The organism is Shewanella submarina, from assembly GCF_042646185.1.
Classification (GTDB): Bacteria; Pseudomonadota; Gammaproteobacteria; order Enterobacterales; family Shewanellaceae; genus Shewanella; species Shewanella corallii.
In genome coordinates, this window is sequence record NZ_JBHRTD010000006.1 from 760,869 (window position 1) to 781,864 (window position 20,996).

Sequence of the window (20,996 nt, forward strand, 5' to 3'; positions counted from 1 at the left end):
AGGAAGCACTATGATCAGTCAGTTTTTTATCAAAAGGCCCAAGTTTGCCTTTGTGATTTCGACCGTGCTGACGCTGGTGGGGTTGATTTCAATCCCTCTGCTGTCGGTGGCGGAGTTTCCCGATATCGCCCCCCCTCAGGTGAACGTCTCAACCAGTTACTCGGGTGCCAGCGCCGATATTGTGCGCGACACCATTGCCCAACCGCTTGAGGCTGAGGTGAACGGTGTGGAGGGCATGTTGTACATGTCGTCCAAGAGTTCCAACGACGGCAGCTACTCATTGAGTGTGACCTTCGATGTGGGTACTGATGCCGATATGGCTCAGGTGAAGGTGCAAAACAGGGTGCAGCAAGCGACCCCTCGCTTACCGGAAGAGGTGAAGCGTCAGGGGGTTAAGGTTGAGAAGCAGAGCCCCAATATTCTGATGGTGGTGAATCTGGTGTCGCCGGATGAGACCTTCGACTCTCTGTTTATTACCAACTATGCCGGTTTGAATATCAAAGATGGCCTGTCCCGTCAGGACGGTGTTTCCAAGGTGCAGATTATCGGTGCCCTGGATTACGCCATGCGGGTATGGTTGGATCCAGACAAGATGGCCAGCTTTGGCATTACCGCCAAGGATGTCATTGGCTCATTGCAGGAGCAGAATATTCAGGTGGCGGCCGGTCGTATCGGCGCAGCACCAGTGAATCCGGATCAGCAGTTCCAGTACACATTGCAAACCCAGGGACGATTGCAGACGGTTGAGGATTTCCAGGCTGTGGTGCTCAGGGCCAATACCGATGGCTCCATGGTGATACTGGGAGATGTGGCCAGAGTCGAACTTGGCTCTCAAACCTACGATGCCCAGGGCAAGCTGGATAACAAGCCATCGGCGATTATCTCCATCTATCAGGCGCCGGATGCCAACGCGCTGGAGGTGGCTCAGGGGATTCGTGCCGAGATGGAAAGACTGGCCCAGAGCTTCCCCAAAGATCTGGAATACAAGGTGCTGTATGACACCACAGAGTTTGTTGAGACCTCTATCGATGAGGTAGTGCAGACCCTGTTTATCTCGGTGGCGCTGGTGATTCTGGTGGTATATATCTTCCTGCAGGATTTCCGCTCCACACTGATCCCTGCCATCGCGATTCCTGTCTCTTTGATTGGTACCTTTGCCTTCCTGCTGGCTTCAGGTATGAGTATCAATACCGTATCCCTGTTCGCCCTGATTTTGGCCATTGGTATCGTAGTGGATGATGCCATTGTGGTGGTGGAGAACGTGACCCGACTGATGCAGGAGGGGATGGAACCGAAAGAGGCGACTGCCAGGGCGATGCAAGAGGTAACTGGCCCCATTGTTGCCACTACCCTGGTACTGCTGGCGGTATTTGCACCTACGGCAGTGATGCCCGGAATTACCGGGCAGATGTACGCCCAGTTCTCTGTTACCATCTGTATCTCTGTGCTTATCTCTTCAATCAATGCGTTGACCCTGAGTCCGGCACTGTGTGCCACTATTATGCGTCCGCCAAAGGAGCATACACAGGGCTTCCATGCGACCTTCAACCGTTACTTTAATCGCCTGACAGATAGTTATTCAGGTGTGGTTGCTACTCTGGTGCGTAAAACGACTCTGGTGATTATGGTATTCGCCGCCTTGATGGCCGCTACGGCTATTCTGGGCAAGACCCTGCCCACAGGCTTTGTGCCCATGGAGGACAAGAAAGCCTTTATGGTGGATATTCAGCTGCCGGATGGGGCTTCGCTGAACCGTACAGAAGCTGTAATGCGTGACCTGGTTGAACTGACGCTGAAAGAGCCCGGGGTGGAACATGTTATCCACGCCTCCGGCTTCAGTATTCTGACCGGCTCGGTATCCTCCAACGGTGGTTTGATGATTGTGTCCCTGTCTGACTGGAGCGAGCGGGATACGCCGGATATGGAAGAGAGCGCCATAGTTGCCAGGTTGCAGGCGAAGTACGCCGCCAATCCATCGGTCAATGCCATGGCCTTCTCGCTGCCGCCTATTCCAGGTGTAGGCAGTGTCGGCGGCTTTGAGTTTGTACTGCAGGACACTCAGGGGCGCTCGGCTCAGGAGCTGTCATCTGTGATGCGGGCTCTGGTGATGCAGGCCAATCAGCAACCTGAGATCGCGATGGCGTTCAGTAACTTTAGAGCCGATGTGCCGCAGATGTATGTGGATGTGGACAGGGCAAAAGCCAAAGCGCTGGGCATTCCGCTGACAGAAATCTTCACGACTATGCAGACCATGCTGGGCTCCATGTATGTGAACGACTTTAACCGTTACGGCAAGGTGTTCCGGGTGATGCTGCAGGCAGAAGGGGAGTTCAGGGATTCCGACAAGGATATCGCCCGTTTCTATGTGCGCAGCAGCAGCGGTGAGATGATCCCCTTGAGTACTCTGGTCAAGGTGACCCCGATTTTGGGGCCGGATGTGATCAACAGCTACAACATGTTCTCATCCACCACCATTAACGGCTTCCCGGCTCCAGGGTACAGCTCAGGTGACGCCATTGCCGCCATGGAAAGAGCCGCCGAAAGCCTGCCTGCGGGCTACAGCTTTGAATGGACAGGCCAGACCTTCCAGGAGATCCGGGCCGGTAATCTGGCGCCACTGATTTTCGGTCTGGCGCTGGTATTTACCTATCTGTTCCTGGTGGCTCAGTACGAAAGCTGGACCATTCCTTTTGCGGTGATGTTTGCAGTGCCTGTGGCGATTCTGGGCGCTTTTATCAATATCGCCCTGGTGGGCTCTGAGCTTAACCTCTATGCCCAGATTGGTTTGGTGCTGCTGATTGGCCTGGCCAGTAAAAACGCCATCCTGATAGTGGAGTTTGCCAAACAGCTCAGAGAAGAGGGCAAGTCGATTCTGGATGCGGGGGAACTGGCTGCCAGGTTGAGATTCCGCGCCGTATTGATGACGGCTTTCTCCTTTATTCTGGGGGTTATGCCTTTGGTGATGGCCACAGGTGCCGGTGCCGGCTCCCGTCAGTCGTTGGGTTACTCTGTGTTTGGTGGCATGTTGGCAGCGACACTGGTGGGAACTTTATTGGTGCCAGTGTTCTACGTGATTTTGCAGCAGCTGAGGGAAAAGCTGAAAGGTCAGGGAGGAAATCTCCCCGCCGATGAATCCAGGTCAGCATCCTGAGATGGAGTGAATGATAGGTAAAAAAAGAACCCAGCTCAGGCTGGGTTCTTTTTTAGCTGTTTATTTGAAGTTACAGCGCATTTTTGAAGATCTGACAGATCTCTTCATGGGTTGCCTGTTTGGGGTTGGTCAGGCCGCAGGCATCTTTCAGGGCATTCTCTGCCAGCAGTGGGATATCCGCTTCCTTCACACCCAGCTCAGTCAGGCTGGCGGGAATATTGATAGAGGCTGCCAGAGCCTTAATGGCGGTGATGCCAGCCTGAGCACCTTGCTCATCAGTCATCTGAGCCACATCTACTCCCATGGCTTTGGCCACATCTTTTAAGCGACCAGCAGCGACCTGAGCATTGTACTCCTGCACATAGGGCAGCAGCAGGGCATTACAGACACCGTGTGGCAGGTCGTACAGGCCACCCAGTTGGTGCGCCATGGCGTGTACATAACCCAGAGAGGCGTTGTTGAAAGCCATACCTGCGAGGAACTGGGCGTAGGCCATCTGCTCACGGGCATTGATATTACTGCCATCTTTCACCGCGTGTTCCAGATGCTGGTGGATAAGCTCAATGGCCTTGATAGCGCAGGCATCAGTAATCGGGTTGGCGGCAACAGACACATAAGCCTCAATGGCGTGGGTCAGCGCATCCATACCGGTCGCAGCAGTCAGGCTGGCTGGCTTTTTCAGCATCAACTCTGGGTCGTTGACCGACAATATTGGTGTGGTGTGCTTGTCCACAATGGCCATTTTGATATGACGCTCTTCATCGGTAATGATGCAGAAACGTGTCATCTCACTGGCGGTACCGGCTGTGGTGTTAATGGCAACCAGGGGCATTTGTGGTTTGGCGGATTGGTCTACGCCTTCATAATCTTTGATGGAGCCGCCATTGGTAGCCACCAGAGCAATACCCTTGGCGCAATCGTGTGGCGAGCCGCCGCCGAAGGAGATAACAAAGTCACAGCCGTTGGCTTTCAATAGTGTCAGTCCGGCTTCAACATTGCCGACGGTTGGGTTTGGCTGCACGCCATCAAACAGAGTGGATTGCACGCCACCTGCGCCCAGCTTTTCAATCAGCTCACCGGCCAGGCCAATATCTACAAGGGGTTTGTCAGTGACGATCAGCGCGTTTTTGAAGCCCAGGGCATTGATGTCGTTGATGGCATCGTCCAGTGCGCCCTGACCCAAAGTGTTCACGGAAGGGATAAAGAATTTAGCGGCCATAGGTCACCTCTCAAGTCAGTAAAAATTCACATAAGTCGTGTCTGACAAAGGGCATTAATAGCCTTGATAAGCAACGAGTTATGCAAACTCTCCTGTTTCGGTTTCTGCTCGTTTCGGTAATAAAATTACCAACCACAGACCGGAATTGATGTGATCTGGCGCAAGAAAAGCGCCGGGCTTTCTGTGAAATCAGTGAAAAGTTGGAACCGGCTTACAAAAAACCGGAAACCTTGCGTTACTTCAGGGATTTAGAATGTAATCTTGAATAGACAACAAAAAACCCGGCAGTGCCGGGTTTTTAATGGGTGTCTTATCTGAATGAGATCAGTCGATAAATGCGCGGATCTGCTGCTCAATACCTTTGGCATCAAGTCCCAGTTCTGTGGTGATCTCTTCCGGTGCACCGTGCTTGATAAATTCGTCGGGCAAGCCAATTTGCAGAACCGGCTTGAGCAGACGTTTGCTGGCCATAAACTCCAGCACGCCACTGCCAGCACCGCCTTTGATGGCGTTCTCTTCCACTGTGATGACGAAGTCATATTCCGAAGCGAGCTGCTCGGTCAGAGCCTCATCCAGCGGTTTGACAAAGCGCATATCGGCCACAGTGGCATCCAGAGCCTCTGCTGCTTCCAGCGCTGCCGTCAGAGTGGTGCCAAAGTTAAGAATGGCAATTCGCTTGTCACCTGAGGATTCACGGACGATTCGGCCTTTGCCTATCTCCATGGCGGTCATCTCTTCCACCTGCTCGGCGCCTGTGGCACTGCCACGTGGGTAACGAACGGCAGTTGGGCCATCGTTATAGCAGTAGCCTGTGTAGAGCATCTGGCGACATTCGTTTTCGTCACTCGGCGCCATAATCACCATGTTTGGAATACAGCGCATAAAGCTCAGGTCGAATGCACCCTGGTGCGTTGGACCGTCAGCACCCACAATACCGCCACGGTCGATGGCAAACAGCACAGGCAAACGCTGCAGAGCTACATCGTGGATCAGCTGATCATAACCGCGCTGCAGGAAGGTGGAGTAGATTGCCACCACAGGTTTAAAGCCTTCACACGCAAATCCGGCGCCCAGGGTGACTGCGTGTTGCTCAGCAATCGCGGCATCGAAATACTGTTTCGGGAAGCGTTGGGAGAACTCCACCATGCCTGAACCTTCACGCATGGCAGGGGTGATACCCAGCACTTTTTCATCTTTGGCGGCGATATCACACAACCACTTTCCAAACACCTGAGAGAAGGTCGGCTTGCCGGGTTTGCTGGCAGGCTTGGCAAAGGTGCTTGGGTCAAACTTGGGCACAGCATGCCAACCAATAGGGTCGCGTTCTGCCGGCTCATAGCCTTTACCCTTTTTGGTCATGATATGCAGGATCTGCGGCCCTTTCAGGTTGCGCATATTGCTCATGGTCTCGACCAGAGCATTGACATCATGGCCGTCGATTGGGCCGATATAGTTGAAACCCAGCTCTTCAAACAAGGTGCCGGGAACCACCATGCCTTTCAGGTGCTCTTCGGTACGCTTGGCCATCTCTTTGATAACCGGCATACCCTGCAGTACCTTTTTACCGCCTTCACGAATGGTGGTGTAGAAACGACCTGACATGAGTTTAGCCAGGTGGTTGTTCAGAGCACCCACGTTTTCAGAGATGGACATCTCGTTGTCGTTCAGCACGACCAGCATGTCGTTGTGCAGATCACCTGCATGGTTAAGTGCTTCAAACACCATACCACCGGTCATAGCGCCATCACCGATCACGGCGACCACTTTACGACCTTCGCCCTCTTTTTCGGCGGCAACAGCCATTGCCAGCGCTGCAGAGATAGAGGTACCTGAGTGACCCACACTGAAGGTGTCGTATTCACTCTCTTCGCGCCATGGGAAAGGGTGCAGACCATTCTTCTGACGAATGGTGGGCATGCGGTCACGACGTCCGGTCAAAATCTTGTGGGGGTAAGCCTGATGGCCCACGTCCCAGATCAGACGGTCGAACGGGGTGTTGTATACGTAGTGAAGTGCCACAGTCAGTTCGACTGTCCCCAGGCCGGAAGCAAAGTGGCCACTGGAAATGCCCACGGACTTGAGCAGGAATTCACGCAGCTCATCGGCTACCTGAGGCAACACTGATGGGGGCAGCTGTCGCAGCTCGTCCGGGGTGTTGGCCTGTGCCAACAAGGGGTAATGCGATATGTCCAAACTCATAATGAGCAACTTTATCTCTTGTTATACTCTCCGCTCGATAATGTATCGGGCGAAGTCTGCAATTAACTGGCTATTGTACGGCAAAGTTTTCAAGGCTGACAGAGCATCCTCGACCAGCTGTTGTGCCGTCTCCTGCGCACCTTCAAGCCCAAGTAGTTGAGGGAAGGTACTCTTGTCGGACTGGGTGTCGGAACCCTGAGGTTTACCCAGTTCTTCAGTGGTGGCCGTGATATCCAGAATGTCGTCCTGCACCTGGAAAGCCAGCCCAATGGCATCGGCATATTCCAGCATGGCGGCGCTGTCTTTATCGCTGGCATCGGCACAAATCAGAGCCATCTCTACGGCGCATCGGATCAGTGCGCCTGTCTTTTTATTGTGCAACCGGGTCAGGGTTGCCAAATCAATACGTTTACCTTCACTGGCCAGATCGATTGCCTGTCCACCACACATGCCCTGATAGCCGGAGGCTTTGGCCAGAGTGGCAACCAGTTTCAACTGCTGCTGTGCAGTCAGGCCTTCAATAGGCTGACTGAGAATATCAAACGCCAGCGTCTGCAGCGCGTCACCGGCAAGGATGGCACTGGCTTCATCAAAAGCGATATGCACAGTCGGTTGGCCACGTCTTAGGTGGTCGTCGTCCATCGCCGGCAGGTCGTCATGGATCAGTGAATAGGCATGAATACATTCGATGGCCGCAGCGCAGGCATCGAGTTTGTGCAGGGGCACATTCAGCATGGTGCCAACACTGTATACCAGGAAGGGTCTTATTCTTTTACCGCCAATCAAAGCACCATGGGTCATGGCTGCTTTCAGGGTAGCTGCATGGTCATCCAGCCCACTCAGGTGCTGTTTGAGCTGAGCATCAACACGCTGTTGATACTCGATAATGGCATCGGCTAACACGCTTATTCTACCTCGGTGTTGTAGCTCGACAGCGGGGCTTGGTCATCGGGTTGCATCAAAATGGCAACTTTTTGCTGTGCCTGTTCCAGCTTGGTCTGGCTGCTGCGTACCAGGGCTATGCCCCGTTCAAATTGCTTGAGTGCATCGTCCAGCGGGATCTCCCCGCGCTCCAGCTGAGCAACAATCTGCTCCAGCTCGGCAAGGGACTCTTCAAAACTGAGATTTTCCGGTTTTTTGGCCACTTTGTCTTTCCTAATATTCAGGCTTGCACAAGGTATCTCAGGGCGTTGTTTGGGTCAAATCAGGACGTTGGATATTTGCACAACAGCACGCTTTATTGGGGATTTTTTGTTAGAAAAAATAAAAAGAAGCTAAACTTGCCTTGAAGTTGTCCGATAACTGAGAATAGGTGACATCCGGTTAGCGGGCAGAATCAAAGTCAGCATTTGGACTGACAATAACCCGGCTAACGCAGCGGTGGGTGCATTTCAGGGATTCAGGCGCAGGTTTGTGCCTTGTTTATTTAGGAGCGTTAAGTGGATTTAGCAACACTCATCGGCATTCTCGGGGCATTTGGCTTTGTTATCGGCGCCATGGTCAGTAGTGGCGGCCTCTCTATTTTTATCGATGTTCCCTCCATTCTTATCGTAGGCTGTGGTTCCCTTTTCGTGGTAATGATGAAGTTCAATCTGGCATCGGTCATAGGTGCGGGTAAGATTTTCGTCAAGGCCTTTATGTTCAAGCTGGATAAGCCGGAAGAGCTGATCGAACAGTCAGTGAACATGGCTGATGCTGCCCGTAAAGGTGGCTTTCTGGCACTGGAAGAGGCCCAGATTTCCAATCCGTTTATGCAAAGAGCCGTGGACATGCTGGTGGATGGTCACGATGGCGATGTCGTGCGCGAAGCGCTGGAAAAGGACATAGGCTTGACCGAGGAGCGACACAAGGCGGGTGTAAGCTTGTTCACTGCACTCGGAGATGTGGCACCAGCCATGGGTATGATTGGTACTCTGGTTGGTCTGGTGGCCATGCTGTCAAACATGGATGACCCCAAGTCCATTGGTCCTGCGATGGCGGTTGCATTGTTGACCACACTGTATGGTGCAATGCTGGCAAACATGGTGGCAATTCCCATTGCCGATAAGCTGGCGCTGCGTATGACCGAAGAGGTGATGGTTAAGAACCTGATTATGGACGCGGTACTGGCGATTCAGGATGGCCAGAACCCCCGCGTCATTGAGACCTTCCTCAAGAACTACCTCAACGAAGGTAAGCGGCAAATCGATACGACCGGCGGGGAGTAGATTTTGGCTGAGAAGAAGTGTGAATGTCCCCCACCAGGCGCACCCATGTGGTTGGCAACCTTTGCTGACCTCATGTCGCTGCTGATGTGCTTCTTCGTACTGCTGCTGGCCTTCTCTGAAATGGACGTGGTTAAGTTCAAACAGATTGCCGGTTCCATGAAGTATGCCTTCGGTGTGCAGAATAAGGTTAACGTTAAGGACATCCCCAAAGGGACCTCAGTGATCGCGCTGGAGTTCAGGCCTGGTCGTCCGGACCCTACGCCCATTGAAGTCATTACCCAGCAGACCAACGAGATGACCGAGCAGGTGCTGAATGTACAGGCCGGTGATGATGACAGCAGTGGTGGTATTCAAAGCCAGGATGGTCAGCAACGGGGCGGTCAATCATCTGCTACATCTGTACAAAGTTCCGCGGCGGCGTCAGACAGTCAAACTGAGTCTGAGCAGGAGCAGGTCAACGAACAGGTGAAGAAGCTGGCTGAGCAGTTGGAAAAAGAGATTATTGATGGCGCGGTGGAGCTGGAGTCTTTGGGGCAACAGATCATTATCCGTATCCGTGAGAAAGGCTCTTTTGCATCCGGCTCTGGCTTCTTGCAGCCAAGGGTTAAGCCTATTATTCGAACCATAGGCGAGACGCTTAAGGATGTTCCCGGCGTGATTACTGTGGCGGGTTACACCGACGATATGGTGATCAGCAATGAGCTCTACAGCTCTAACTGGGATCTGTCGGCAACCAGAGCTGTTTCTGTGGCTCAGGAACTCTCCCGGGTAAGAGGCATTAATCAGGGACGTATGAAGGTGGTCGGTATGGCGTCCAATAACCCACTGGTGCCCAATACCTCGGCTGCCAACCGGGCCCGTAACCGCAGGGTAGAAATTGCGATAGAGCAGGGCAAGCCCAAAGAGTCCGATGAGATTTCTGTGCAGTAGCCCCAGCCCCCGGCAAGGTTCCAATAAACAAAACGCTCATCTTTGATGGGCGTTTTTGCTTTTATTTGCATATAGGAACTAACAGGAGTTAATTCAAATTGGGTGCGCCACTCTAATCCAATTTGATATAATGGCCGGATTGCTATTTGAAACTGAAATACTGTCCTCGGGATAACCCATGAAGTTTATCGTTAAGTTGTATCCGGAAATCATGATGAAGAGCAAATCGGTAAGGAAACGCTTTACCAAGATGCTCGAAACCAATATCCGCAATGTGCTCAAGAAAGTTGATGAAGATATCAAGGTTCAGCACCTGTGGGACAAGTTGGTGGTAGTGGTGCCTGAGGGCAAGGCAGATCTGGGTGACCGTATCGCCGAGCGTCTGCAGTGCATTCCGGGTATTGCTCACTCCCTCAAGGTTAACGAATACAGCTTTGAAACGGTAGATGACATCTATCAGCATGCACTGCCGGTTTACAGTGAACAACTGAAGGGCAAGACCTTCTGCGTACGTGTAAAGCGCGTTGGCCAGCATGATTTTAAATCCATCGAAGTGGAGCGCTATGTTGGCGGTGGTCTGAACCAGAACACTGAAGCTGCTGGCGTTAAGCTGAAAGATCCCGATATGACCATCAATCTGGAGATCGATAAACAGAAGCTTTACATGGTGGAAGAACGCATCCAGGGTTTGGGCGGCTTCCCTATGGCGACTCAGGAAGATGTACTGTCACTGATCTCCGGTGGTTTTGACTCAGGTGTATCCAGCTTCCAGTTCATCAAGAAGGGCGCTCGTACTCACTACTGTTTCTTTAACCTGGGCGGTGCTCAGCACGAGATTGGTGTTAAGCAGGTGGCTTATCATTTGTGGAAGACCTATGGTGAATCCCACAAGGTGAAGTTTGTTTCAGTACCGTTTGAGCCTGTTGTTGCTGAGATTCTGGAGCGTATCGACAACGGCCAGATGGGCGTTATCCTCAAGCGTATGATGATGCGTACTGCAGCCCGCGTGGCTGAGCGCATGGGCATTCAGGCCCTGGTCACCGGCGAGAGCCTGGGTCAGGTATCCAGTCAGACACTGACCAACCTGAACGTGATTGACCGCTGCACTGAGCTGCTGATCCTGCGTCCGCTGATCACCATGGACAAGCAGGACATCATCAACGAAAGTCGCCGTATCGGTACTGAAGATTTTGCCAAGTCCATGCCTGAGTACTGTGGTGTAATTTCTCAGCGCCCGACTGTTAAGGCGGTACTGTCCAAGATTGAAGAAGAAGAGAAGAAGTTTTCAGAGGACTTGATCGACAAGGTTCTGGAAGACGCCAAGTTTATCGATATCCGGGAGATTGCTGCCAGCATGGATACCAAAGTCACCGAAACTGAAACCGTTAATGCCGTCTCTGCACAAGAGATTGTGGTTGATATTCGTGCTCCTGAAGAGGAAGAGAACAACCCGCTGGAGATTGATGGCGTGGAAGTGAAGGTGATCCCTTTCTTCAAGCTGGCCACTCAGTTCGCCGATCTGGACCGCAGCAAAACTTACCTGCTGTACTGTGAGCGTGGTGTCATGAGCAAGCTGCAAGCTCTGTACCTGCAAGAGCAGGGCTACGACAACGTTAAGGTTTATCGCCCTTAATTGTAGTGAGAATCTACTTCCGGAGCCGCGTCGTTTGACGCGGCTTTTTTATGTCCGCTCGTTACAGTTTCCAGAGACTTAGGTGTAAATACTAAGGTTAGTGGCTGGTATGTTTGCCCGAGAAAATGTCACAATAGCGATTAGAAAAACTAATCCTGTTAACCCGTGCAGCATTTTCAGGTGAAACCCTGGAAAATCGGCGTCACGGGTGAAGGCCTGTGTTGGCATACAAACAAGGGAAGTGACCAATATGTCCAGACGTTTACCTCCTCTCAATGCAGTCAAAGCGTTTGAGGCGGCGGCCCGTCACCTGAGCTTTACCCGTGCAGCAGAAGAGCTGTTCGTGACTCAGGCGGCGGTGAGTCATCAAATTAAGGCGTTGGAAGAGTTTCTGGGACTGAAGTTGTTCCGCCGCAAAAATCGCTCATTGCTGCTGACAGAAGAAGGGCAGAGCTATTTCCTCGATATCAAGGATATCTTTGTGCAGCTGGGTGAGGCGACGGATCGTCTGTTGGCCCGGGGAGCTATCGGTTCGCTTACCGTGGCCATGTCCCCCAGTTTCGCGATTCAGTGGTTGGTGCCGCGTCTGGCTAAGTTCAGTGAGAAAAACCCTGATATTGATGTTCGTATCAAAGCGGTGGACTCAGATTCTGCCAGCCTGGCAGATGATGTGGATGTGGCCATCTATTACGGTCAGGGCAACTGGCCAGGTGTACGTGCCGACAAGCTGCGTAACGAAGTGCTGATCCCCGTGTGCTCCCCTTTGTTACTCAACGGTCCCAAGCCACTGGAAAAGCCCGCTGATCTCAAGTTTCACACCCTGTTGCATGACTCCAGCCGTCAGGATTGGCAGGCCTGGTTTAAGCAGTGTGGGGTGACAGATGTCAATGTGAATCAGGGCCCTATTTTCAGTCACTCCTCTTTGGTGCTGCAGGCTGCTGCCCATGGTCAGGGGGTGGCGCTGGGTTACTCAGTGCTTGCCCGTCCTGATATCAAAGCAGGGCGTCTGGTGTGTCCATTTCAGGAAGTGCTGGTGAGTAAAGATGCCTACTATCTGGTGTGTCAGCAAAGCCATGCAGAGCTTGGAAAAATTGCGGCATTCAGAGAGTGGATGCTGGATATGTTTGCAGAGGAGTCACGCAGTGAATTGCTTCCAGGCTGAGATTGATGCCGGTCATGCGATACTTGATGGCGAGCTGAAAGCTGGCGGGGATCTGGTGTTACTGGCCCATGGTGCCGGTGCCGGTATGGACCACGAGTTTATGACGGCCATGGCTCATGGTTTGGCCGCCAAAGGCGTGGCCGTGGTGCGCTTTAATTTCCCCTATATGCAGAAACGCGCCGAAGATGGCAAGCGTCGTCCACCGGACAGAGCGCCCAAACTACTGGAGTGTTTTGGCCAGTACCTTGAACTTGCCAAAGCTTCCGGCGTTGGCCGCATCTGGTTGGTGGGTAAGTCCATGGGGTCGCGTATGGCGGCGATATTGGCCGGCGATGAGCAAGCGGCAGAGGCGGTCAATGGGGTGGTTTGCCTGGGATATCCCTTTATAGCTATTAAACGTAAAGGCGTAGAAGCCGAGCCCAGACTTGAGCCTTTGCAGCAATCCAGAGTCCCAGTGTTGGTGCTGCAGGGTGAGCGTGACAGCTTCGGCAGCTACGAGAAAAGCAAAGAGTGGGAGTGCGGCGACAACACCCGCATTGAACTTATCCCTGATGGTGATCACAGCTTTGTCCCCCGCAAGTCGTCCGGCACCACAATAGAGGCTAATCTGGCATTGGCCATAGATTATTGTGTTGGTTTTTTTGGAGAAGAAAATGCGTAAAGGCTGGCTGTTGTTGGCATCACTGAGTGGCTTTCTGGCTGTGGCTCTGGGCGCTTTTGGGGCCCATGGTCTGAAGCATATTGCCGCCCCTAAAATGATTGAGATTTTTAACCTTGGGGTGGAATACCAGTTCTATCACACCTTCGCCATTATCGCCGTGGCTTTCGCCGGTCACTGGATGAAGAGCAGATTGCTGGACTGGGCGGCTTGGTGTTTTGCCGGCGGTATCCTGCTGTTTTCCGGTTCTTTGTATCTGTATGCTTTGCTCGGCACCAAGTGGACAGGACCAATCACGCCAATGGGAGGCGGACTGTTTCTGATAGGCTGGTTGCTGATTGCGGTCGCTGTATGGCGTGACAAAGTGGTTGAGCAGAACTGACCCTGCCTTAACCAGATTAAGTGCGGCATCGTCAAATGACATGCCGCACTTTTTGTTTGTGCTGGCACTATGTGCAAGATACAGAGATACATCTTCACAGGGTTTGGGTATATACTGCACACCGTTTTGCTATGGGGCATCTTGCCCGGATTGACCAGGGTTCCTGATGAAGAATCTGTTTTTGTTTTGTCGTGCAGGCTATGAAAAAGACTGTGCGGCTGAAATCCAGCTGCGTGCTGGTGAATTGAATGTCGGTGGTTTCGTTAAAGCCAACCGTGATGACGCCTATGTGATTTTCCAGTGTTTTGCCGATGGTGACGCCGACCGTCTGGCCAAAGAGCTGAGTCTGGACTCACTGGTGTTTGCCCGCCAGATGTTTGCGGCATCTGAGCTGCTGTCGGACCTGCCACAGGAAGACAGAGTCACACCTATTGTTGAAGCCCTGAGCCAGGTGGAAAATGGTGGTGAGCTGAGAGTGGAAACCCCGGACACCAATGAGTCCAAAGAGCTGTCGGCTTTCTGCCGTAAGTTCACTGTCCCCCTGCGTCAGAGTCTGCGTATGCATGGCAATCTGTTGCAGAAGGAGAACTCTCGCCGTCCAATAATCCATGTGTGTTTTGTGGCACCGGGTCAGGCCTATGCCGGTTACTCCTACAGCAACAACTCATCGCCTCATTTCGGTGGTATTCCCCGCCTGAAGTTTCCGGCTGATGCGCCAAGTCGCTCGACTCTGAAACTGGATGAAGCTTTTATTCACTTTATCCCGAAAGAAGATCAGGAAACCCGTCTGCGCAGTGGTTTGAATGCCGTCGATCTGGGGGCTTGTCCCGGCGGCTGGACCTATCAGCTGGTACGCCGTGGCATGATGGTACATGCCATCGACAACGGCCCAATGAACGACAAGCTGATGGAAACCGGCCAGGTGAAACACCATATGGCTGATGGTTTCCGTTGGGAGCCGCCACGTAAGAATATCTACTGGCTGGTTTGTGACATGGTAGAAAAGCCAAGCCGAGTGGCCGAGCTGATGGAAGCCTGGGCGATCAATGGCTGGTTTAAAGAAGCGATCTTTAACCTGAAATTGCCAATGAAGAGCCGCTTTAAAGAAGTGCATCAGATTCTGGCAACCATGGATGAAATTCTGCGTGAAAACGGAGTAGAGGACTTCCGCATCAACTGTAAGCACCTGTATCACGATCGTGATGAGGTGACAGTACATCTCTGGTTGTACCCGGAGCGTGGCTGGAACTAAGCACCAATCAAAAGCACCTCACAGAGGTGCTTTTTTGTCTCTGATGGTTTGCCTGACTCATGACATCTTGACGGGTTTTGGTTGCTGCTCAGAGAGTGCGCCGCATTTGATTTTTGTGGTGCGACTAATCCCGCTCATTTCATGACATCGTCAACTCAATTTGATATAGTGCCGCGTTTGATTTTTGCGGCATAAGTTTTGGCCAGTTTGCGCCAGAGATTTGGTCCGCCACACCCACAAATATTTGGAACTTCACATTGATCACTACAGCGAATATCACCATGCAGTTTGGCGCCAAGCCACTGTTTGAAAATATCTCGGTTAAGTTTGGCGGCGGTAACCGCTACGGTCTTATCGGTGCCAACGGCTGCGGTAAGTCCACCTTTATGAAAATTCTCAGCGGTGAACTGGAGCCAACCAGCGGCAACGTGTCTCTGGATGTGAATGAGCGTCTGGGTAAACTGAACCAGGATCAGTTCGCCTACGAGCAGTACAGCGTAGTTGATACCGTGATCATGGGTCACAAAGAGCTGTGGGCTGTGAAGCAGGAACGTGACCGTATCTACTCTCTGCCAGAAATGACAGAAGAGGACGGCATTAAGGTTGCTGAGCTGGAGATGGAATTTGCCGAGATGGACGGTTACACCGCCGAAAGCCGTGCCGGTGAACTGCTGCTGGGCGTGGGTATTCCACTGGAGCAGCACTTTGGCCCGATGAGCGAAGTGGCGCCCGGCTGGAAACTGCGTGTGCTGCTGGCGCAGGCATTGTTCTCAGATCCTGATGTACTGCTGCTCGACGAACCAACCAACAACCTGGATATCGACACCATTCGTTGGTTGCAGGATATGCTGAACCAGCGTAACAGCACCATGATCATCATCTCTCACGACCGTTACTTCCTGAACTCTGTATGTACCCATATGGCGGATCTGGACTATGGTGAACTGCGCGTTTACCCAGGTAACTATGACGAGTACATGACTGCTGCGACTCAGGCTCGTGAGCGTCTGCTGGCTGATAACGCCAAGAAGAAAGCTCAGATTGCCGAACTGCAGACCTTCGTATCCCGATTCTCTGCCAACGCGTCTAAAGCCAAGCAGGCCACTTCCCGCGCCAAGCAGATTGATAAGATCAAGCTGGACGAGATTAAGGCCTCAAGCCGTGTCAACCCATACATTCGTTTCGAGCAGGAAAAGAAACTGTTCCGTAATGCGCTGGTGGTTGAGAACCTGGCAAAAGGTTTTGACGGTGAGTCTCTGTTCAAAGGCTTCAACCTGATCGCTGAAGTGGGTGAGCGTATTGCCATTCTGGGTGAGAACGGTGCCGGTAAAACCACTATGGTTCGTACCCTGATCCACGAACTGCCGCAGGATGAAGGCACCATCCACTGGTCTGAAAACTCCACTATCGGTTACTACGCTCAGGATCACGCTGCTGATTTTGAAAACGATATGACTGTATTCGACTGGATGAGCCAGTGGAAGAAAGAGGGGGACGACGAGCAGGCTGTCCGCGGTATTCTGGGTCGTATGCTGTTTGGTGCCGATGACATTAAGAAGTCTGTCAAAGTACTGTCTGGTGGTGAGCAGGGTCGTATGCTGTTCGGTAAGATGATCATGCAAAAGCCAAACATCCTGGTGATGGACGAACCGACCAACCACCTGGATATGGAGTCTATTGAGTCTCTGAACAACGCTCTGGAAATGTACGAAGGTACTCTGTTCTTCGTATCTCACGACCGTGCGTTTGTATCCTCTCTGGCGAACCGCATCATCGAGATCACTGCCAATGGCGTGACCGACTTCAAGGGAACCTACGATGAGTTCCTGCGCAGCAAAGGTATCGAAGAGTAATCTGGCCTGTGTTGCAGTCTTGAACAGAAGTCAGTTGACTTAACCCAAAGAGCCCACGAAAGTGGGCTTTTTTGTATCAGCATTTCAGCGAGGGAGAGCAAGATGAAGATTTACGGCGATATCAGTTCTGGCAACTGTTACAAACTTAAGCTGGTGTGCGCGCTTTTGAATATTGAGCATGAGTGGGTCAATGTGAACGCCCTCAAAGGTGAAAACAAAACCCCTGAATATCTGGCCATTAACCCCAACGGCAAAATTCCGGCTATGCAGCTTGATGATGGGCGCTGCCTGAGTGAGTCCAACGCCATTCTTAATTATCTTGCTCACGGCTCGCATCTATTGCCGGAAGAAGCTTTTGAGCTGTCCCGGGTCGCCCAGTGGCAGAGCTTTGAGCAATACAGCCACGAACCCTATATCGCCGTGGCTCGCTTTATTCAGCTGTATCTGGGGCTGCCGGATGATCGCAGGGCCGAGTATGACGCCAGGCATGTTCCGGGTTACAGAGCTCTGGATGTGATGGAGCAGCAACTGCAGAGGACGCCATATCTGTGTGGCGATAGCGTCACTTGTGCTGATATCTCTTTATATGCCTATACCCATGTGGCTCACGAAGGGGGCTTTGATTTGGTCAACTATCCCGGTATTCAGGCCTGGATAGCAAGGATGCAGGCCCAGCCGGGCTATGTGGGCATGCAGGACTGATTGCCGTCTCTAGATATATCTTTTATAAACAAAACGCCGGGTCAATTAACCCGGCGTTTGCTTACCTTACGCCAATCTCACTGGCTTTCCCTGCAAGGTTCGCTTATTGGATCACACCACAGGCCATGCGCGCACCACCACCGCCCAGAGGGGCCGGGTGATCTGAGTGATTGTCACCACCCACGTGCACCATTATCGCCTTGCCTTTCACTTCCGACAGGGTCAACTTGGGCGCGAGAACCGGATAATTGGCACTGCCATGGTGGTCAACATACAGGGCTGGCAGATCGCCTTTGTGGTTGCCGGTATCCCAGGGATGACCGTGCTTACCCGAGTTGTCCGGGTCATAGTGACCGCCGGCCGCTCCTGCCAGAATGGTTTTGCCATCCTTGGTTGAAGGTGCACAGCTGCCTTTGGCATGGATATGGAAGCCGTGCAGGCCGGCGGTTAAACCGTGAATTTGTGGAGTCAGTACCAGGCCGTAATCAGATTGGGTCAGGGTGATAGTACCTATGGCTTTGTTGCCTTTGGCCGTCATCAGTTCCATATCAACTGTGGCGTTGTCGGCGGCGAAGGTTGAGGCGCTTGTCATCAAGGCGAGCGATGCTATCAGAGTCTTGTTCATATTCTTTCTCCATGTGGGTACAGCGGCAGCTGTGTGGATATCATCATGGCATCCTGAGGCTCTTGAGTCTGTGAGCCAGATGCCTATAAACAGAGGAATAATTCGATTGGCTTAAACGGTTTATTATTTTAAAAACAATGCTGTATTAGACATCTGTAGAGTATGGTTCCCGGCTGGACAGAGGGCGTGACACTTCATTACTATTGATTGATTTTACATCGAAAATGGACACAGGGAGTGCGTTATGTTGGGCCAGTTTCTGATCTTTTCCCGCCACGAATGGATCCGCCGATTGCCGCTGATCAGTTACCTGTGGCTGGTATTCACCGTCTTGATAGGCGGGCTGTTTTATCCTGACTACAGCCATATATCTCAGTATATGAGTGAGCTGGGTGCCACAGGTGCGCCCCATGCCTGGCTGGTCAATTATCTGGGGTTTGTTCCCACTGAAATTTTGCTGTTGGTTTTTCTGGCCATGGCATTGCCTGTGCTGCCACAAAGCGTGCCCACACGCCTTGGCATTGGCCTTATTGGTATCTATGCCCTGTTGTTGATTGGGGCCAGTATCTTTGCCTGTGACTTTGAATGTCGACCGGTAGAGCAGGCCAGTTTTTCCCATGGCTTGCATATTACCCTGGGCACTTTTGCCTATCTTGCGGGGATTTCCGGGGTGCTGGTGACCTCTGTATCCGCCCGGCAATGGCCCGGCGGGTTTACCCTGATGATGGCGGGTGTGGTGGTGGCGATACTGGCTTTTGGCTTACTGCTTAATCTTAATCCGGATCTGCGTTTTGTGGGGTTGATGCAGCGTACCATGGAAACTCTGATGTACCTGTGGTTTATGCTGCTGGGCCGCACAGCTGCCCGTATGGCATAGCAGACTGACGGTCCAGGTTGAGCATAACAAAGGCACTGGTCGCTTGATGAGGTCACTCCGATGGCTTAAGTTGATGATTAATCACTAATCAACAACCTGCTTCAGCTGCCTCGGCTCTGGATGCAGTAAAGGGAACTGATGAAAGGGTTCAGGTTTTTCAGGCGGGACAGTGTACGTGAGCTCAAGTCCTGGGTCGATGACGGATTGATCTCCGCCGAGCAGGGAGAAGCCATTCTCAGTCGCTATGGAGCCAGCTGGCAGGATGCTGAGGGACACAGCTTTGGCTACTTCCTGTTGACGGCCATGGCGGCCTTGTTTGCCGGTCTGGCGCTTATCCTTATTATGTCCCATAACTGGGATGAGATCCCCAGAATGGCACGGATGCTGGGGCTGATACTGCTGACCCTGGTGGTTAATCTGCAGGGGGCCCGGGTATTTCTTGCCGGTAAAGAGCAGGCCGGGGTTATCTGGCTGTTCTTTGGCGGCCTTTGCTATGGTGCTTCCATTATGCTGATTGCCCAGATTTACCATCTGGGTGAGCACTATCCCGACGGCATATTCTGGTGGGCGCTCGGCATACTGCCTCTGGCGGCTTTGTGTCGAAGTCGATTGCTGGCATTGCAGGTGTTGGCGCTGGCCGTAATCTGGATGTTTGTTGAATCCTTTGAAGACTTTTTCCCGGCACTCTTCCCTCTGTTTGCGCTGGTGACTTTGTGGGTATCCCTGGTCGCCGGCAGCAGCCGACTGCTGTTCCTGCTCAGTATTTTGAGCTTACTGCTGTGGCTGAATCTACTGATGAACTGGTATCTGGGTGACTGGTGGCAATACCATTGGGAGCCGGATACCCTGGCCATCAATATCGCCTTGGGTTTGATGTTGGCCGGCGGCGCCTGGCGCATGATGAATACAAATCGCTTTCATCTGAAAGAGTATGGTCATGCACTGCAGCACTGTATTCTTTTGCTCGGTATTCTGACGCTGATCGTACTGAGTTTTGATGGTATGTGGCGAGAGTTGAGGACTGAGCTCACCTGGTCGGGCTCGATTCTGACTATGATTGTGGGGGCTGCCAGTATCTGCGCCATCGCCCTGAGTTGGCACAGTTCCATCTTTGCCCGTATTGCTCTGGGGGCCAATGGCCTGTTTTATACTCTGGGGTTTCTCAACACCGAGATGATGCTGCTGCCCGATCAGGCGATGACAGTCCTGACCAATCTCATGTTGGTATTTACCGGTATTTACAGTATCCGTCGCGGTATAGACGAATCCAATGGCACAGCTTTTTATACAGGAGTGAGTGTGTTGTTGCTGACGGCCTTGCTCAGATACTTCGATCTGGTGGGTGACTATATCGGAGGGGCCATGCTGTTTATGTTGTGTGCGGCAGTGCTTTATGGCGCTGCCCGATACTGGCGTTATCGCAGGGAGGCTGCCCATGAAGAGTAATAAAACAGCTCGTCCCAGATGGCTTGTGACCGGGATATTCCTGACCATAGTGCTGCAAACCGGCGTACTGGCAGTGGAGTATTTAAGTTCGGTAGCACCTTTGTGGTTTGGTAAGCCAGTGATGCTGCCGACCGAGCCTTACGATCCCCGCAGTTTATTTCGTGGCAACTATGTGCGCCTTAACTACAGTATTTCACGGGTGCCCACTGATATCGCCGATGGTAAATTCAAAGATGGGCAAAAGGTTTATCTGACTCTGAACATGGATGGTCAGCAGCCTGTGCCGGTGAAACTGTCAGCTACTAAACCGGGAGAGGGCACTTTTATTGGCGGCCGGATCCGCTTTGTCAGCAGTGAATACTATCGATTGGATTATGGGATTGAAGCCTTCTTTTTGCCTAAAGAGAAGGCATTGGCAGCCGAGCGCAAGCTCACCTCGGATAAGGTGAGTGCTCAAGTCTATCTGTCATCCGATGGCAAAGCGGCGTTAAATGCCCTTTATTGCAATGGTGAGCCCTGTGACCTGAGTGAAGAGTCTGGTGATTGATTCACGATAACAGCTCTTAAACTCCTGTGCCGATTAATATGAAAGGCCGCTCCAATCCCCCAGGACCTGGGAGCTGAATGGAGCGGCCTTTTTCTCAACAAGACAGTTAAACTCCACCGCAAAGATGAAGCGCTTTAGTCTGGTAAGTTACTC

General features: G+C 52.3%; 18 protein-coding genes. 13 read left to right on the top strand and 5 right to left on the bottom strand.

Annotated features, from left to right (window positions below; genetic code table 11):
- Nucleotides 1-10 precede the first annotated feature (10 nt).
- Complete coding sequence (locus ACFOE0_RS06350) at nt 11-3,151, top strand: efflux RND transporter permease subunit (protein WP_248934973.1); 3,141 nt, start codon at nt 11-13, stop codon at nt 3,149-3,151.
- A gap of 70 nt (nt 3,152-3,221) precedes the next feature.
- Here the strand turns inward: ACFOE0_RS06350 and yiaY are convergent, their stop codons facing one another.
- The 4 genes from yiaY to xseB form a co-directional block, all read right to left on the bottom strand.
- A complete protein-coding gene (yiaY, locus tag ACFOE0_RS06355) occupies nt 3,222-4,370 on the bottom strand; it encodes an L-threonine dehydrogenase (RefSeq protein ID WP_248934972.1) in 1,149 nt (382 codons plus the stop codon).
- Nucleotides 4,371-4,694: 324 nt separating this feature from the next.
- Nucleotides 4,695-6,569 carry a 1-deoxy-D-xylulose-5-phosphate synthase gene (gene dxs, locus ACFOE0_RS06360; RefSeq protein ID WP_248934971.1) on the bottom strand — a complete coding sequence of 625 codons (1,875 nt, stop codon included), beginning with the start codon at nt 6,567-6,569 and terminating at the stop codon, nt 4,695-4,697.
- A 21-nt stretch (nt 6,570-6,590) separates the two neighbouring features.
- Nucleotides 6,591-7,472 carry a (2E,6E)-farnesyl diphosphate synthase gene (gene ispA / locus ACFOE0_RS06365; protein ID WP_115135681.1) on the bottom strand — a complete coding sequence of 294 codons (882 nt, stop codon included), beginning with the start codon at nt 7,470-7,472 and terminating at the stop codon, nt 6,591-6,593.
- Nucleotides 7,473-7,474: 2 nt separating this feature from the next.
- Nucleotides 7,475-7,714 (bottom strand): exodeoxyribonuclease VII small subunit, encoded by a 240-nt coding sequence (gene xseB, locus ACFOE0_RS06370; protein ID WP_248934970.1) that lies wholly within the window; start codon nt 7,712-7,714, stop codon nt 7,475-7,477.
- 294 nt (nt 7,715-8,008) lie between these two features.
- Between xseB and pomA the strand changes: the two genes are divergently transcribed.
- The 9 genes from pomA (at nt 8,009) to ACFOE0_RS06415 (ending at nt 17,348) form a co-directional block, all read left to right on the top strand.
- Nucleotides 8,009-8,776, top strand: coding sequence for a flagellar motor protein PomA (pomA, locus tag ACFOE0_RS06375; protein WP_115135679.1), 768 nt, complete (start codon nt 8,009-8,011; stop codon nt 8,774-8,776).
- Between the two features lie 3 nt (nt 8,777-8,779).
- Nucleotides 8,780-9,706 carry a flagellar motor protein MotB gene (locus ACFOE0_RS06380; RefSeq protein WP_248934969.1) on the top strand — a complete coding sequence of 309 codons (927 nt, stop codon included), beginning with the start codon at nt 8,780-8,782 and terminating at the stop codon, nt 9,704-9,706.
- Nucleotides 9,707-9,884: 178 nt separating this feature from the next.
- Complete coding sequence (gene thiI / locus ACFOE0_RS06385; RefSeq protein WP_248934968.1) at nt 9,885-11,339, top strand: tRNA uracil 4-sulfurtransferase ThiI; 1,455 nt, start codon at nt 9,885-9,887, stop codon at nt 11,337-11,339.
- A gap of 250 nt (nt 11,340-11,589) precedes the next feature.
- On the top strand, nt 11,590-12,501 hold the full coding sequence (locus tag ACFOE0_RS06390) for a transcriptional regulator GcvA (protein WP_115135676.1): 912 nt from the start codon (nt 11,590-11,592) through the stop codon (nt 12,499-12,501).
- Nucleotides 12,482-13,162, top strand: a complete 681-nt coding sequence (locus ACFOE0_RS06395; protein WP_380711612.1) for an alpha/beta fold hydrolase — start codon at nt 12,482-12,484, stop codon at nt 13,160-13,162. The genes ACFOE0_RS06390 and ACFOE0_RS06395 overlap by 20 nt, the downstream gene beginning before the upstream one ends.
- On the top strand, nt 13,155-13,541 hold the full coding sequence (locus tag ACFOE0_RS06400) for a DUF423 domain-containing protein (protein ID WP_115135674.1): 387 nt from the start codon (nt 13,155-13,157) through the stop codon (nt 13,539-13,541). Before ACFOE0_RS06395 ends, ACFOE0_RS06400 begins: the two co-directional genes overlap by 8 nt.
- Before the next feature lie 166 nt (nt 13,542-13,707).
- Nucleotides 13,708-14,793 (top strand): 23S rRNA (cytidine(2498)-2'-O)-methyltransferase RlmM, encoded by a 1,086-nt coding sequence (gene rlmM, locus ACFOE0_RS06405; protein ID WP_248934967.1) that lies wholly within the window; start codon nt 13,708-13,710, stop codon nt 14,791-14,793.
- A gap of 257 nt (nt 14,794-15,050) precedes the next feature.
- Nucleotides 15,051-16,646 carry an ABC-F family ATPase gene (locus ACFOE0_RS06410; protein ID WP_248934966.1) on the top strand — a complete coding sequence of 532 codons (1,596 nt, stop codon included), beginning with the start codon at nt 15,051-15,053 and terminating at the stop codon, nt 16,644-16,646.
- 102 nt (nt 16,647-16,748) lie between these two features.
- Entirely contained in the window at nt 16,749-17,348 is a 600-nt protein-coding gene (locus tag ACFOE0_RS06415) for a glutathione S-transferase family protein (RefSeq protein ID WP_248934965.1), read from the top strand.
- 103 nt (nt 17,349-17,451) lie between these two features.
- Here ACFOE0_RS06415 and sodC read toward each other — a convergent pair whose 3' ends face one another.
- Nucleotides 17,452-17,973: a superoxide dismutase [Cu-Zn] SodC gene (sodC, locus tag ACFOE0_RS06420; protein ID WP_248934964.1), complete on the bottom strand. Its 522-nt coding sequence runs from the start codon at nt 17,971-17,973 to the stop codon at nt 17,452-17,454.
- 244 nt (nt 17,974-18,217) lie between these two features.
- On the opposite strand from sodC, the gene ACFOE0_RS06425 reads away from it, so the two are divergent.
- The 3 genes from ACFOE0_RS06425 (at nt 18,218) to ACFOE0_RS06435 (ending at nt 20,843) form a co-directional block, all read left to right on the top strand.
- Nucleotides 18,218-18,850: a DUF998 domain-containing protein gene (locus ACFOE0_RS06425; RefSeq protein ID WP_248934963.1), complete on the top strand. Its 633-nt coding sequence runs from the start codon at nt 18,218-18,220 to the stop codon at nt 18,848-18,850.
- Between the two features lie 138 nt (nt 18,851-18,988).
- The gene (locus ACFOE0_RS06430; protein ID WP_248934962.1) at nt 18,989-20,296 is read left to right on the top strand and encodes a DUF2157 domain-containing protein; all 1,308 of its coding nucleotides are present in this window, start codon (nt 18,989-18,991) and stop codon (nt 20,294-20,296) included.
- Entirely contained in the window at nt 20,286-20,843 is a 558-nt protein-coding gene (locus ACFOE0_RS06435) for a GDYXXLXY domain-containing protein (RefSeq protein ID WP_248934961.1), read from the top strand. Before ACFOE0_RS06430 ends, ACFOE0_RS06435 begins: the two co-directional genes overlap by 11 nt.
- Nucleotides 20,844-20,996 lie beyond the last annotated feature (153 nt).